The sequence below is a fragment of the Xanthobacter sp. BG11Y11_SDJG genome, from assembly GCF_057364445.1.
Map to the genome: position 1 here is coordinate 1 of NZ_JBNFNU010000071.1, position 14596 is coordinate 14596.

The 14596-nt window shown below is 69.4% G+C and carries 13 protein-coding genes; 3 read left to right on the forward strand and 10 right to left on the reverse strand.

Annotation, left to right across the window (positions count from 1 at the left end; all coding sequences use genetic code 11):
- Positions 1–45: 45 nt before the first annotated feature.
- Positions 46–1812 carry a thiamine pyrophosphate-binding protein gene (locus tag AC2W7M_RS08765; protein ID WP_486131722.1) on the reverse strand — a complete coding sequence of 589 codons (1767 nt, stop codon included), beginning with the start codon at positions 1810–1812 and terminating at the stop codon, positions 46–48.
- 38 nt (positions 1813–1850) lie between these two features.
- Positions 1851–2687, reverse strand: coding sequence for a tripartite tricarboxylate transporter substrate binding protein (locus AC2W7M_RS08770; RefSeq protein WP_486131723.1), 837 nt, complete (start codon positions 2685–2687; stop codon positions 1851–1853).
- Positions 2688–2997: 310 nt separating this feature from the next.
- Between AC2W7M_RS08770 and AC2W7M_RS08775 the strand changes: the two genes are divergently transcribed.
- Positions 2998–3798 carry an IclR family transcriptional regulator gene (locus AC2W7M_RS08775; protein WP_486131725.1) on the forward strand — a complete coding sequence of 267 codons (801 nt, stop codon included), beginning with the start codon at positions 2998–3000 and terminating at the stop codon, positions 3796–3798.
- A gap of 70 nt (positions 3799–3868) precedes the next feature.
- Here AC2W7M_RS08775 and gmd read toward each other — a convergent pair whose 3' ends face one another.
- Positions 3869–4888 (reverse strand): GDP-mannose 4,6-dehydratase, encoded by a 1020-nt coding sequence (gene gmd / locus AC2W7M_RS08780; protein ID WP_486131727.1) that lies wholly within the window; start codon positions 4886–4888, stop codon positions 3869–3871.
- A gap of 403 nt (positions 4889–5291) precedes the next feature.
- On the opposite strand from gmd, the gene AC2W7M_RS08785 reads away from it, so the two are divergent.
- Positions 5292–6350: a glycosyltransferase gene (locus tag AC2W7M_RS08785; protein WP_486131729.1), complete on the forward strand. Its 1059-nt coding sequence runs from the start codon at positions 5292–5294 to the stop codon at positions 6348–6350.
- Between the two features lie 47 nt (positions 6351–6397).
- Here AC2W7M_RS08785 and AC2W7M_RS08790 read toward each other — a convergent pair whose 3' ends face one another.
- Positions 6398–7411: a 1-aminocyclopropane-1-carboxylate deaminase gene (locus tag AC2W7M_RS08790; RefSeq protein WP_486131731.1), complete on the reverse strand. Its 1014-nt coding sequence runs from the start codon at positions 7409–7411 to the stop codon at positions 6398–6400.
- A 139-nt stretch (positions 7412–7550) separates the two neighbouring features.
- Between AC2W7M_RS08790 and AC2W7M_RS08795 the strand changes: the two genes are divergently transcribed.
- Positions 7551–8030, forward strand: coding sequence for an Lrp/AsnC family transcriptional regulator (locus AC2W7M_RS08795; RefSeq protein WP_486131732.1), 480 nt, complete (start codon positions 7551–7553; stop codon positions 8028–8030).
- Positions 8031–8057: 27 nt separating this feature from the next.
- On the opposite strand, the gene AC2W7M_RS08800 is transcribed toward AC2W7M_RS08795, so the two are convergent.
- From AC2W7M_RS08800 to AC2W7M_RS08825, 6 genes are read right to left on the reverse strand one after another with little or no spacing between them, the layout of a single operon-like run.
- Positions 8058–9233 carry a M20 family metallopeptidase gene (locus tag AC2W7M_RS08800; RefSeq protein ID WP_486131733.1) on the reverse strand — a complete coding sequence of 392 codons (1176 nt, stop codon included), beginning with the start codon at positions 9231–9233 and terminating at the stop codon, positions 8058–8060.
- Positions 9230–10639: a M20 family metallopeptidase gene (locus tag AC2W7M_RS08805; RefSeq protein ID WP_486131735.1), complete on the reverse strand. Its 1410-nt coding sequence runs from the start codon at positions 10637–10639 to the stop codon at positions 9230–9232. Before AC2W7M_RS08805 ends, AC2W7M_RS08800 begins: the two co-directional genes overlap by 4 nt.
- A gap of 16 nt (positions 10640–10655) precedes the next feature.
- The gene (locus tag AC2W7M_RS08810) at positions 10656–11657 is read right to left on the reverse strand and encodes an ATP-binding cassette domain-containing protein (protein WP_486131737.1); all 1002 of its coding nucleotides are present in this window, start codon (positions 11655–11657) and stop codon (positions 10656–10658) included.
- Positions 11654–12634, reverse strand: a complete 981-nt coding sequence (locus AC2W7M_RS08815) for an ABC transporter ATP-binding protein (RefSeq protein ID WP_486131739.1) — start codon at positions 12632–12634, stop codon at positions 11654–11656. The genes AC2W7M_RS08810 and AC2W7M_RS08815 overlap by 4 nt, the downstream gene beginning before the upstream one ends.
- Before the next feature lie 4 nt (positions 12635–12638).
- On the reverse strand, positions 12639–13556 hold the full coding sequence (locus tag AC2W7M_RS08820) for an ABC transporter permease (protein ID WP_486131741.1): 918 nt from the start codon (positions 13554–13556) through the stop codon (positions 12639–12641).
- Complete coding sequence (locus AC2W7M_RS08825) at positions 13553–14470, reverse strand: ABC transporter permease (RefSeq protein ID WP_486131743.1); 918 nt, start codon at positions 14468–14470, stop codon at positions 13553–13555. Before AC2W7M_RS08825 ends, AC2W7M_RS08820 begins: the two co-directional genes overlap by 4 nt.
- Between the last annotated feature and the right edge of the window lie 126 nt (positions 14471–14596).

The window sequence follows — 14596 nt, forward strand, 5'->3', positions numbered from 1 at the left end:
CGGGGCGAACGCCCGGACCGCGGATGCCGCGATCCGGGGCAGGGCTCAGGCGATGCGGTCGCCCGGCTTGATCTGCACCGTGCGGCTGTCGACGCCCGGCAGCATGCGCGCGGGGTCGCGGGTCACCACCACGTCGATCACCGTGGGACCGCCGCACGGCACGAGCGCCTCCTTGAACGCCGCCGCCAGGTCCTGCGGCCGCTCCACACGGATCCCCCGGCAGTTCATCGCCGTTGCCACAGCCGCATAGTCGATCTCGCTGAGGTCCGACGACTGGTAGGCGCCCTGGCCGTACATCAGGTGCTGCAGCGCCTTCACATAGCCCGAGGCGGCGTTGTTGATGACGATGACGGTGAAGTCCAGCTTGAGGCGGCGGGCGGTTTCCAGTTCGCCCAGCATCATGTTGAAGCCGCCGTCGCCGGTCAGGGCGAACACCGGCGCCTGCGGGGCCGCGAGGGCGGCGCCCATGGCGCCGGGCAGCCCGTAGCCGATGGAGGCGGAGCCGCGGTCCGGTATGAAGGTCCGCCCGGCGCGCGGCGCATCGAACAGCAGGCCGCCCCAATGGGCGGCAAAGCCGCCATCCGCCACCAGATTGCCGTCGGCGGGGAGCGCCGCATTGATCTCGGTGAGCAGCCGGGGCGATGTCGATCGGCGTCTCGTCCGAGTACAGCCGCTCGGCCACCTTCTGCCGCCAGGCGTCCATGCGTGCCGCGATCTCGGCCGGCCGCGCGGCCAGCGCGCGGCGAGCTGCCCCTGTTGGGCGTCGAGCGCGGCGTCGAGGTCGGCGATGCCGAGCCGCGCGTCGCCCCAGAGCTTGACCGAGGCGCGCACCGAGCGGTCGAACTCCTCCGCCACGCAGTCGAGATGGATCACCGCCTTGCCGGGCGAGGGGATGGTGTAGCGCTTGGTGGCGATCTCGCCGAGCTTGCAGCCCACCACGATCAGCAGGTCGGAATCTTCGATCAGCGGATTGGCGATCCGGTCGTAGCGGCCAAACAGGCCGGCGCTCAGCGGATCGGCGCAGGGGATGGCGCCCTTGCCGCTCAGCGTGTGCGCCACGGGAATGTTGAAGCGCCGCGCGAAGGCGGTGAGGTCGGCGGCCGCGCCCGAGAGATGGACGCCGCCGCCGGCGAGGATCACCGGCGACTGCGCCGCGGCGATCATCTGCGCCGCGCGGTCGATGCCGGCCGCGTCGGGACGGGTGCGCAAGGCCGGCGCCGCGCCGTAGATCGGATCGACCTCGAACTCCTCGACAGGAAACGCGTAGACGGCGTGCGAGACGTCCTCTGGCACGTTCACCACCACGGGGCCGGGGCGACCCGTGGTCGCGACGGCGAAGGCGCGCCGCATCAGCTCGGGAATGCGGCTCACCATCTCGACCCGGATCAGCTCCTTGCAGACCGGGCGCAGCACGTCCACCTGCCGGCATTCCTGGGTCATGTTCTTCCAGGAGTGCGCGCGGTGGGTGTCGCCGACGAGCACCACCATCGGCGTGCCGGCATTGAGGGCCTCCATCAACCCGGTGACGAGGTTGGTGGCCCCCGGCCCGAGCGTCCCGTCGACGAGGCCGACCCGGCCGGAGACCTTGGCATAGGCGTCGGCGGCGAAGATGCCGGCGCGCTCGTCATTGATGAGATGGTGCCTGAGGCCGAGGCGGCGGGCGGCGTCGTAGAAGGGCAGGAGCTGGAAGCCGCCCATGCCGAACATGTCCCCGCCCTCGAAGGCGAGGATCATGCGGGCCATGGCCTCGCCGCCGGTGATCGACAGGACCTCCGGACCGGGGCGGGTCTGAGGCTCGACGTGCTGGTTCATCGTAACAGTTCCTTTGGAAAGACGGGGCGGCCGCGCGGTCAGTCGACCTTGGCGCCGGAATTCTCGACCACCTTCGCCCACTTGGCGGTCTCCGAACGGATGAGGGCGCCGAGCGCCTGCGGCGTGCTCGGCGCCGGATCGGCGCCGAGGACGGCGAGCTTCTGCTTCACGTCCTCCTGGCCGAGCAGCTTGACGGTGGCCGCGTTCAGGCGGTCGATGATCGGCTGCGGCGTCTTGGCCGGTGCCATCAGCGCGAACCAGGACAGCACCTCGCAGTCCGGCAGCCCGGCCTCGGCCATGGTGGGGATGTCGGGCGCGGCCGGCGAGCGCGTGGCGCTGGTCACGGCGAGGGCGCGCAGCTTGCCGGCCTTCACGTGGGGCAGGGACGACGACAGATTGTCGAACATGGCCTGCACCTGGCCGCCCATCAGGTCGACGACCGCCGGCGCGCTGCCCTTATAGGGGACATGAACCATCTTCACATCGGCCACCATGTTGAACAGCTCGCCGCTCAGGTGGATCGACGAGCCGCTGCCCGATGACGCGAAATAGATTTCGCCCGGTTTGGCCTTGGCGAGCGCGATGAATTCCTGAACCGTCTTGGCCGGGACGCCGGGGTTCACGACGAGCACGTTCGGCACGGTGGCGACCAGGGAGATCGGCGCGAAGTCGCGCTCGAAATCGAACGGCAGGCGGCGATAGAGCGTCGTGTTGATGGTGTTGGCGATCGTGCCCATGAACAGCGTGTAGCCGTCGGGCGCCGACTTCGCGACGAAGTCGGAGGCGATGGAGGCGCCGGCACCGGGCTTGTTTTCGACCACCACCGGCTGCCCCAGTTCCTCCGCCAGCTGCTGGCCGACGATGCGCGCGATCACGTCGTGGAGCCGCCGGCGGCGTAGCCACCACGAGACGGATCGGCTTGGTCGGATAGGCGTCCGCACGGACGGCGGCGGGCGTGGCGGCGAAGGCTGCGGCGCAGACGAGCGACGTCAGCAGCAGGTTTCGGCGGTGCATGGCGATCCTCCTTCTCTCTGGCTTGTTGCAATAGTCCATATATTGGACTAAATTATTGTTTCTGAAGCGACAGCAATCTATGAAGTGCGGAATAGCGTGTCAACTGCGAGACTATTTGGCGATTTCAGGTCGTAAGAAAGTCCATAATATGAACTTATGTCAGGAGCTGAAATGAGCGGAGAGGGGAGCGACGCCTCCGGCGTGCAGAGCATTCGCCGCGCGGCGGCTGTGCTGCGCGCGCTGGCGCAGCGCACGCAGTCCGGCGCGCGCATGGTGGACATCACGCGCGAGACAGGCCTGAACCACGCGACCGCCCATCGCATCCTGCAGGGTCTGATCCTGGAAGGCCTCGCCGGCCAGGACGCCGCGACCCGGCGCTATCATCTCGGCGCCTATATCTATGAGCTGGGGCTGCTGGCCGAGCCGCGGCTGGCGCTGAGCGAGATGGCGGGGCCGGCGGTGGAATTCCTCGCCGAGCGTACCGGCGACACCGTGTTCGCCGCCGTGCGCGCCGGCTCCGACGCGCTGTGCATCAAGCGTCAGGCCGGCAGCTTTCCCATCAAGGCCTTCACCATCGATGTGGGCGTGCGTTTGCCCCTGGGCGTGGGGGCCGGCGGCCTTGCCATGCTCGCGGCGCTGCCGGAGGAGGAGGCGCGCTCCATCATGGCGTACAACGCCCCGCGCCTCGCCGGCCTCGCCAGCGTGCCGGCCGATGACCTGTGGCGCCTGGTCGAGGAGGCGCGCGGCCGCGGCTATGCGGTCAACGTAAATCGCGCGCCCGGCGTGGTCGCCATCGGCGTCGCGGTGCGCAATCTTGACGGAGGACTGGCCGGGTCGCTGAGCGTCGCGGCGATTGAGAGCCGCCTGCCCCCCGAGCGTGTGGAGCAGGTTGCGCGCCTGCTGCGCGCCGAGGCGCGCAAGATCGAGCGGGTGCGACAGCCGCCGAAGGGCGGGACGGCCGTCTCAACGTGAGCCGGTGCGCAGAGCCCCGCCGGCGCCTGCGCCGTGCGGGGCGGGCAGGCGGACCGGCAATCCGCCGTCCTCAGCCCTGCCAGTCGTCGTAGTCGGCCTGGGCCATCATGGCGGCGAGTTCGCGGACATCCACCTTGGGCGCCCAGCCGAGCGTCGTGCGCGCCTTGGTGGCGTCTCCGAGCAGCAGGCTCACCTCCGCGGGGCGGTAGAACTTGGGATTGATCCGGACGACGACCTTGCCCGTCTTGCGGTCGACGGCCTGCTCCGACTTCGCCTCGCCGGACCATTCGAGGTCGAGCGCCAGGGCCTCGGCGGCATAGCGCACGAAATCGCGGATCGAGGTCGTCACGCCGGTGGCGAGCACGTAATCGTCCCCCGTTTCCTGCTGGAGCATGCGCCACATGCCTTCCACATAATCGCCGGCAAAGCCCCAGTCGCGCTGGGCGTCGAGATTGCCCAGCTCCAGCGGCTCGGCGACGCCGCGGGCGAACCGCGCAAGGCCCAGGCTGATCTTGCGGGTGACGAACTCGGTGCCGCGCAGCGGGCTCTCGTGATTGAACAGGATGCCCGACGAGGCGTGGGTGCCGAACGATTCCCGGTAGTTCACCGTGATGTAGTGGCCGTAGGTCTTGGCGACGCCGTAGGGGGAGCGCGGGTGGAAGGGCGTGTCCTCGTTCTGCGGGATGGTCCGCACCAGCCCGAACATCTCCGACGTGGACGCCTGGTAGAAGCGGGCATCGGGCGCGTAGGTGCGGATCGCGTCCAGCAGGCGCACCACGGCGAGGCCGTTCACCTCCGCTGCATAGACCGGCTGGTCCCAGGAGGAGCCGACGAAGCTCTGAGCCGCCAGGTTGTAGATCTCGTCGAATGCGCCGTCGCGCACGAGCCGGGTGATATTGTTGACTTCTGCGAGGTCGAAATAGACATGCTCGATGTGGCCGGCGATGCCCAGTTTCTCAAGGCGCTGGGCCTCCGCATGGGAACTCCGGCGCATGGCGCCGGTCACATGGTAGCCCTTCTCGAGCAGCGACTTGGCCAGATAAGAACCGTCCTGGCCGCTGACACCGGTAATCAGCGCACGTCTCACCACAACCCCTTTCAATGCTCAGCTTTTGGTTGCGACGGGTACAGGGAGTCTGCCCGCCTGTCCAGTCGCGCCGGCTCGGTAGTATGGTGCATTGCTGCTCGCGTCTTGCCGTGCCGCGATGAGGCTCCGCATGCGGCGAGGAGAGGCAAGGGAGGCGCCCGATACCGGTTGCACATCTGGCCGAAGGCCGCATAGTCCGGTAGGGATGGCTGCGGGTGCGGCGGGGAACATGGCGGTGTTTTCGAACGAAAGTGAGCCGCAGGCTGCCGTCGTCCGGCGTGCGGCAGCGTCCAATCGAAGCCTCAATCGCGGAATCTGGGCGCTGCGCTGCAACCGCGCCAATTGTCCGAGTGCCATTCCGAAGCCGTGCTGGCTGCGCGCTGGAGGCAGGGACCGCCCCCGTGGGGTGGATCTGTTCGGCTACCTGCTGTCCGAGATCGGCCTCGGCGAGGCGGCCCGGCTGCTGGCCGGCGCACTCGATGCGGCGGGCATCCCGACCAATCTCGTCAACCTTCCGCTGGCCGGTCGGCAGGCGGAGAGCGTGCTCGCCGAGCGCATCGCCGACCATGGCGGGCACGCGCTTGCGCTCACCGTGTCGAGCGCGATGGAGATCCCGGCCTTCGCCGCCCGTGCCTGCCGGGGGCAGGAAAATGTCCACTACACCTATTGGGAGCTGCCCTCGGTCCCGCAGGCCTGGCGGGGGATGTTCGACGGCTTCGATTCCTATTGGTCGCCGACCGCGTTCGTGCGGGACATGCTGATGTCGGTGCAGAGCCGGCCGGTGCATCTGGTGCCCCAGCCGGTCCTTCTGCCGCCCGCCCCGCCACCGCCGCCGCCGCCATCGCGGGGCCCGCTGCGGGTGCTCACCATGTTCGACTACGATTCCTATGTGATCCGGAAGAACCCGCATGCCGCCATCGCGGCCTTCTGCGCCGCCTTTCCCGCCGGGACCGAGGACGTGGAACTGGTGGTCAAAGCGCGGGGCAGGGGACCGTCCGATGGGCGCGACGCCATCGCTCGGCTTGCCGCTCAGGATCGCCGGGTCCGGCTCGTCGACCGGACCATTTCCCGCGGCGAGCTGGATGCCCTGACGGAGAGCTGCGACGTCTTCATGTCGCTGCATCGGTCCGAAGGCTTCAGCCTCGGCTGCGCGGAGGCGCTGGCGCTCGGCAAGGCGGTGGTCGCCACCGACTTCGGCGGAACGCGGGATTTCGTGACGCCGCAGACCGGCTATCCGGTGCGCTATCGCGACGTTGCGGTGCGTGCGGAGGACTATCCCGGTGGCGGCAGCAGCCATTGGGCCGAGCCCGACATCGAGCATGCGGCCGCGATCCTGAGGGCGATCTACGACGATCCGGCTTCCGTGGGGCCCAAGGCGCAGGCCGGCTATGCGCTGCTGAAGCGCAACAATTCCCTGGAAGCCGTCGGCGCGCGCATCCGTACGCTGATCGGCACCGACGGCTGACGTCGTCCCGCCCCCGGCCAGCCGGGAGCGGGAGCGCCGGAGCGGGTTCAGCCGTTCCGGAAGGCGTAGCCGTAGCCGTTCAGCGCTGGCGCGCCGCCAAGATGGGCGTAGAGCACCTTCGCGCCGGCCGGGAAGAAGCCCTTCTTCACGAGGTCGATCATGCCCTGCATGGACTTGCCCTCGTAGACCGGGTCCGTGATCATGCCTTCCAGGCGGGCGGCGAGGCGGATCGCGTCCTTGGTCTCGTCGGAGGGCACGCCGTAATAAGGATAGGCGTAGTCCTCCACCAGCACCACGTCGTCGGGCGTGATCTCGCGGCAGAGCTTCACGAGCTCGGCTGTGCGCCGGGCGATCTCCAACACCTGGGCCTTGGTCTGGGCCGGCGTGCCGGACGCGTCGATGCCGATCACCTTCTGGGCGCGGCCGTCCTTGGCGAAGCCCACCGTCATGCCGGCATGGGTCGAGCCGGTGACGGTGCAGACGATGATGTAGTCGAAGGCGAAGCCCAGCTCCTTCTCCTGCGCGCGCACCTCCTCGGCGAAGCCCACATAGCCGAGGCCGCCATAGGGATGCACCGAGGCGCGGCCGGGGATCGGATAGGGCTTGCCGCCGCTGGCTTCCACGTCGGCGATGGCGTCTTCCCAGCTCTTGCGGATGCCGATGTCGAAGCCGTCCTCCACCAGGCGCACGTCGGCGCCGAGGATGCGCGATAGCATGATGTTGCCGACGCGGTCATAGATCGTGTCCTCGTGCGGCACCCAGGCCTCCTGAACCAGGCGGCACTTGAAGCCGATCTTGGCCGCCACCGCCGCGATCATGCGGGTGTGGTTGGACTGCACGCCGCCGATGGAGACCAGCGTGTCGGCGCCGGACTTGATGGCGTCAGGCACGATGTATTCGAGCTTGCGCAGCTTGTTGCCGCCGAAGGCGAGGCCGGAATTGCAGTCTTCGCGCTTGGCATAGATCTGCACCTCGCCGCCGAGATGGGCGGTGAGGCGGTCGAGCTTCTCGATGGGGGTCGGGCCGAAGGTGAGCGGATAGCGTTCAAAGGCGTCGAGCATGGGCAGCCTCATGGGTTGGATGCCGAAATGCTTGACAGAAAACGCGTGAAGGTGCTCTCTAATAACAGCCTGAAATCAATTGCATATCAAACATAAAACGCGACAATCATAGTTGGATCGTTCGCAAAATGATCAAAAAATGAAAGAATCTCTCATTCCTGAATCACTCGCGCCGATCGACCTCAAGATCGTGCGCCTCTTGCAGCAGAACGGCCGGCTGACCAATGCCGAGCTGGCCGAACAGGTGGCGATCAGCCCGGCCACATGCCACCGCCGCACCCAGGCGCTGGTGAAGGCGGGATACATCACCGGCTTTCGCGGCATGGTCGCGCCGCAGAAGGTGGGTCGCGGCGCGCTGGTGATGGTGGGGGTGGTGCTCGACCGCTCGACGCCGGAGAGCTTCGCCGCCTTCGAGGCAGCGGTGGCGGAGCTGAGCTTCGTCCTCGACTGCCACCTGGTGGCGGGCGATTTCGACTATTTCCTGAAGATCAGGGTCGGCGACATGGCCGATTTCAACCGCCTGCACGGCAGCCGGCTGATCGCGCTGCCGGGCGTGCGCCAGACCCGCACCTTCTTCGTGATGAAGGAGGTGGTGGACAATCGTCCGCTGGATATCTGACCGGCGCGCTGGCGCCGGCAGACCGATTTAAGCGAGGCGGCAGAGGGTGGCGGCGAGCGCCTGGGTGCGCGGCACGAGGGTGTCGAGGCGGCAGAATTCCGCATCGGTATGCGCCTTGCCGCCCACCGGACCCAGCCCGCACAGGGTCGGCACGCCGAGGGAGGCGGTGAAGCCGGAATCGGCGCAGCCGCCCGTGCGCTCGCCCCCCACCTCGAAGCCGACATCGCGCGCGGCCTCGCGATAGAGCGCGAAGAGGTCCGCCGCGTGCTTTTCCTCCAGCGGCGGGAAGCCGGCGCGCAGCGTCAGCGTCGCCGCTGTGCCGGGAATCTCCTCATGGGCGACGATGCGCTCGACCTCGGCGATGAGGGCGCTGCGCTGCGCCAGCGTGTCGAAACGCATGTCGCATTCCGCCTCCGCCGACCCCGCCACCGTGTTGTAGGTGATGCCGCCGCGCACCACGCCCACATTGGTGGTGATGCCGGCGTCGTAGTCGGTCAGCGCGTGGAGCTTCACGATCTTGCGCGCCAGCGCCTCGATGGCGCTCGCGCCGTCCTTGTGGTTGACGCCGGAATGGGCGGCCCGGCCGCTCACCGCGATGTGGAACGAGCAGCCGCCCTTGCGGCCGGTCACCACGTTGCCGCTGATCCGGCCCGGCTCGGTGTTGAAGACCGCGCGGGCGCCCTTCGCCTCCACCTCGATCTGCCGCCGGCCCGAGGGGGAGCCGATCTCCTCGTCGCCGGTGAACAGCGCCACCACGGGGAAAGCGAGCCCGCCCGCCGCCTGGATGGCCCTGAGCACGAAGATGTTGGCCACCAGCCCCGCTTTCATGTCGCACACGCCCGGACCGAAGGCGAGATCGCCGCGCCGGGCATAGGGCCGGGACTGGACGGTCCCGGTGGGAAAGACGGTGTCGCGGTGGCCCAGCAGCAGCGCATGGGCATTGCCGAAGCTGCCCGGCACCTCGGCGCGGAACACGTCGCCATAGGTGGCGTCGGGGATGCGGGTGACGGCGATGCCGTCCGCCTCCAGCACCGCGGCGATGGCCTCGCCCACACGGTCGACGCCGGCCTTGTCGTAGCTGTTGGATTCGATGTCCACGAGGCGCGCCAGCAGCGCCTCCATTTCGTCGAAGCGCGGCGCGAGCCAGGCCGAGACGCGGGCGGCGACCTCTTCGGCGGACGCCGGGGCGGACAGCGTGTTCATGCGGCTCGCGCCTTCAGGATCGCCATGCCCTCTTCGCCGAGATCGTAGAACAGGCCGGCCATGAGCTGGAGCGCCTCGCGCGCGACCGAGCCGAGCAGATGCTCGTTGGGGGCGTGCTGCGAGCAGGCCGGGTAGGAATGCGGCACCCAGATGGTGGGCATGCCCAGGATCAGCGCGAACACGTCGTTGGGCAGCGAGCCGCCGAGATTGGGCAGCAGCGCCGGCACCTTGCCGGTGGTCTTCTGGATCGAGGCCAGCGCCCACTTCACCCAAGGGTCGGTGGGATCGAGACGGGTCGCCTGGAACACCGCCGAGCGGGCCGGGCGCACCTTCACCGCGCCCAGCCCGCGGGCGGCGAGATGGGCTTCCACCAGCGGGATCACGCGCGCCGGATCGGTCCCCACCACGAAGCGCAGCTGCAGGGTCGCCTTGGCGCTGGGCGGAACCGCATTGGCGGGCTTGTCCGGCGCGCCGGTCTGGAAGGCCAGCACCTCCAGCGCGTTCCAGCCATAGACCCGTTCGGCGGGCGTGAGGCCGGGCTCGCCCCAGTCGGGATCGACCTCGGGATCGCCCATGCCCTGCTCCAGCGAGATGCCGGAGAGCGCCTGGCGCACGGCGGAAGGCAACTCCCTCGGGCGCAGCCCGTCCACCAGGATGCGGCCCTTGGCGTCCACCAGGGACGCGATGGCGTTGGCGAGCAGGGTGCCGGCATTGGCGAGCGCGCCGCCCCAATTGCCGGAATGATGCCCGCCCTCGCGCAGGTTCACGTCCAGCTCGAAGTTCACGGCGCCGCGCGAGCCCAGGAACACGGTGGGGCGAATGGCCGAGAGGCGCGGCCCGTCGGAGCCGATCAGCAGGTCGGCGGCGAGCGCCGCGCCCTCGCGCTGCGCCAGGTCGCGCAGGCCGGGAGAGCCGGCCTCCTCGCCCATCTCGATCAGCATCTTGCAGTTGAAGCCGAGCCGGCCGCCGCGCGCGGCCATCACCTGCTCCAGGGCGGTGATGTTGATGGAATGCTGGCCCTTGTTGTCGGCGGTGCCGCGGCCGTACCAGCGGTCGCCATCCTGCACCAGGGTCCAGGGCGCGAGACCCTCGCGCCAGCCGCCGTCCTGGCCGAACACCACGTCGCCATGGCCGTAAGTGAGCACGGTGGGCAGGCCTTCCGCCTCATGCCGCTCGGCGATCAGGAAGGGGCCGTAGCCCTCGGCGGAATTCTCCACCACCCGGCAGGCGAAGCCGAGCTTCTCCAGCGTCGGGATCATCTCCTCGGTCAAATAGGCGGCGAGAACGGCGGGGCTCTCGCCGGTCTGGCTCTCGGTCGGCATGGCGACGCGGCGGGCGAGGTCCCGGCGGAAGTCGCCGCGGTCGAAATAGTCCGCGGCGCGGGCGAGGGCGTCTTGGCGACTCATGGTGCGACGATGGCCTTCAGTGAACGGGGAACGGTGTCAGGCGGCGACGGTGTGCGCCGCGCCATGGGGGGCGAAGTGGCAGGTGGCCCAGCCGTCGGCGAGGCGGACCAGCGGCGGCGCCTCGGCGCGGCAGCGGTCCACGGCGTCGGGACAGCGCGGGGTTGAAGGGGCAGCCGGGAACCGGCGTGAGCGGATTGGGGAACACCGCGCCGAGATGGGTGTCCGGGACGCCGAGGTCGGGGTCCGGCGTCAGCACGGACTCGAGCAGCGCGCGGGAATAAGGGTGCTCCGGCCCCGCGAACAGGCCGGCGCGGGTGCGCTCCTCGACGAAGCGGCCGAGATACATCACCGCCACCCGGTCGGCGAGGTGCTCCACCACGGCGAGGTTGTGGCTGATGAAGAAGTAGGTGAGGCCGAGTTCGCGCTTCAGCTCCAGCAGCAGATTGAGGATCTGCGCCTGTACCGAGACGTCGAGCGCCGAGGTGGGCTCGTCGCAGATCACCACCTCGGGGCGCATGACGAGCGCGCGGGCGATGGCGACGCGCTGGCGCTGGCCGCCGGAGAGCTGGCTCGGCGAAGCGTTCAGCAGGCGGCGCGGCAGGCCGACCACGTCGAGCATCTCCACCACCTTCCTCTGGCGCTCGGCGGCGCTGCCGATGCCGTGCACCACCAGCGGCAAGGCGATGAGCTGGGCGATGGACTTGCGCGGGTTGAGCGAGGAATAGGGGTCCTGGAAGATCGGCTGGATGCGCCGCGCCACCGCCACCCGGTTCTTCGCCGCGATGGGGGCGCCGTCGATCAGGATCTCGCCGGAGGAGGGCGGCAGGAGGCCGAGCAGCATCTTGGCGAGGGTGGACTTGCCCGACCCGCTCTCGCCCACCAGCGCATAGACCTCGCCCCGCCGCACCTGCAGCGACACGCCGGCGACCGCCGTGAGCGTCGCCTTGGGGCGGAACAGGCCCTGGGAGACCTGGAACGTGCGGGTGACGTTCTTCAGTTCGAGCACGATGTCGCTCATGCCGCCACCTCCGTCGCGTCGAGGCGCACGCAGCGCACCTCGTGGTCCGCCTGGGTCCGCATGAGCGGGATGTCGGCGGCGCATTCGGGCCCGGCGAAGTCGCAGCGGTTGCGGAAGGCGCAGCCGTCGAGCCGGCCGATCAGGTTCGGCACCTGGCCGCGGATGGCGCCGAGGGGCATGCCGGGCTGGGTGCGGCCGGGAACCGGGATGCAGTCCAGTAGTCCGCGCGTATAGGGATGGCGCGGCTGCTTGAACACGGCGCGGGAGGTGCCGGTCTCCACCAGCCGGCCGGCATACATCACCCCCACCTTGTCGGCGACGCGGGCCACCACGCCGAGATCGTGGGTGATGAGGATCACCGCCATGCCGAACTCCTTCTTGAGGTCGGCGATGAGGTGGAGGATCTGCGCCTGGATGGTCACGTCGAGCGCGGTGGTGGGCTCGTCGGCGATGATGAGGTCGGGGCCGCACATGAGCGCCATGGCGATCATCACCCGCTGCCTCAGGCCGCCGGAAAGCTGGTGCGGATACTGCCGCAGCCGCTGGCCGGCGGCGGTGATGCCCACCTTCTCCAGCAGGTACACGGCGCGCTCCGTCGCCTCCCGCATGCTCGTCCGGCGATGGCAGGTGAGCGCCTCCGTCAGCTGGTCGCCGATGGTGAAGGCCGGGTTCAGCGAGGTCATGGGCTCCTGGAAGATCATGGCCATGCGGTTGCCCCGCAGCCGGCGCATGCCGCCCGCGGAGATGGCGGTCAGGTCCTGGCCGTCGAAGGCGATCTTCGCCGCCCGGCGCTGCACGCGCTTGGGCAGGAGGTTCATGAGCGCGAGCGAGGTGAGCGACTTGCCCGACCCGCTCTCGCCGACGATGGCCAGCGTCTCGCCGCGCTCCAGCGCGAAGGAGACGCCGCTCACCGCATGGAGCGTGCCCATGGCGGTGGGAATGTCGATGACGAGGTCTTCCACCTCCAGCAGAGCCATGGCGTCAGTTCCTGTTCTCGGGCGCGGTGACATCGCGCAGCCCGTCGCCGACGAGGTTGATGGCCAGCACCAGGAACACCAGAGCGACCGCGGGAATGGCAATCACCCAGGGGCTGAAGAACATGTATTGCTTGCCCTCCGAGATCATGAGCCCCCAGGACGGCAGCGGCGGCTGCACGCCGAGCCCGAGGAAGGAGAGGGCGGCCTCCAGCAGGATGGCGTGGGCCATCTCCAGCGTCGCCACCACGATGAGCGGGTTGAGGATGTTGGGCAGGATCTCGCTCAGCACGATGCGCGGCGTCGAGCAGCCGATGGCCTTGGCGGCGGCGATGTAGTCGGAGCCGGCGATCTGCTGGGTCGCGGCGCGCGTCACCACGGCGAAGCGGTCCCACAGCAGCAGGCCGAGCACCAGGATGACGCCGTGCAGCGAGGAGCCCACCAGGGCCGCCGAGGCGAGCGCCACCAGCACCACCGGCAAAGCGAGGCGGGTGGTGACGAGATAGCTCAGCGCCGCGTCCACCCGGCCGCCGAAATAGCCGGCGCACACCCCGATCACCGTGCCGATGGTGCCGGAGATCAGCACCGTCACCGAGCCGATCAGCAGCGAGATGCGGGCGCCGTAGATCAGCCGGCTGAGATAGTCGCGGCCGAGCTTGTCGGTGCCGAGGATATGGTCCCAGGTGCCGCGCGCATCCCACACCGGCGGGATCAGGCGCCGGGCGAGGTTCTGGGCATAGGGGTCGTGCGGCGCCACCAGCGGCGCGGCCAGCGCGACGAGGACGATGACGGCGAGCACGATGGCGCCGGCCATCAGCCCGCCATGGCCGAGGCTGCCGGCGAGGAAGTTCGTCAGCGCCGAGCGGCGCGGCGGGGCCGGGTCGAGGCGCGCGGCGTCGAGCGCGGAGGGGAGGGGCTCGCTCATGCCACGCGCATCCGGGGATCGAGAAGGGCGTTCACCACATCCGCCAGGAAGGTGAGGGTGATGTAGATGCCGGCGAGGATCAGGACCACCGCTTGCACCACTGGGAAGTCGTTGCGGGAGATCGCCTCCCAGGCGAGGTGGCCGATGCCGTGCATGGAGAACACCGCCTCCACGACGATCGACCCGCCCAGCATGAAGCCGAACTGCACCGCCGCCAGCGCCACCACCGGGATGATGGCGTTGCGCAGCGCATGCTTCAGCACCACCTTGGCGGGCGACAGGCCCTTGGCGCGGGCGGTGCGGATATAGTCCTGCGAGAGCACTTCGAGCATGCCGTTGCGCGACAGGCGCATCACCGCGGGGATGGCGTACCAGCCGAGCGCGACCGAGGGCAGGACGTAGCTCTGCCACGTCGCATTGCCGGACACCGGAAGCCAGCGCAGGTTGACCGCAAACACGATGATGAGGCCGAGGCCGAGGCAGAAGGTGGGGATCGCCTGGCCGAGCACGCAGAAGCCGAGCGCCAGCCGGTCGATGACGGTGCCGCGATAGACCGCGGCCAGCACGCCGAGCGGCACGGCGACGACGAGCGACAGCGTCAGCGCGATGGCGCCGAGGCGCATGGTCACGGGCATGCGCTCGGAGATCAGCGCCGAGACGCTCTCGCGGAAGAAGAAGGAATTGCCGAAGTCCAGATGCGCGGCGCTCCAGAGCCAGTCGAGATACTGGACCGGCAGCGGGCGGTCGAGGCCGTACTGGTGGCGCACCTCCTCCACCTGCGCGGGCGAGGCTTCGGGACCGGCGATGGTGATGGCGAGATCGCCCGAGAGATGGAGCAGCGCGAAGGCGATCACCGAGACGGTGAAGGCCACCGAAAGCGCCACCACGAGGCGTCGAAGCGTGAATGCGAGCATCGAGGCTTCCTCAGCGGCCCCCGAGGACCGGCCGGCGGCCGGGCGGCAGGCGGGGTCGCGACATCATAGGCCGGCGCGCGTCTTGCGGCCGGGCAGGTTCGGATCGGCGGCGGCCCGCGGCTGCGC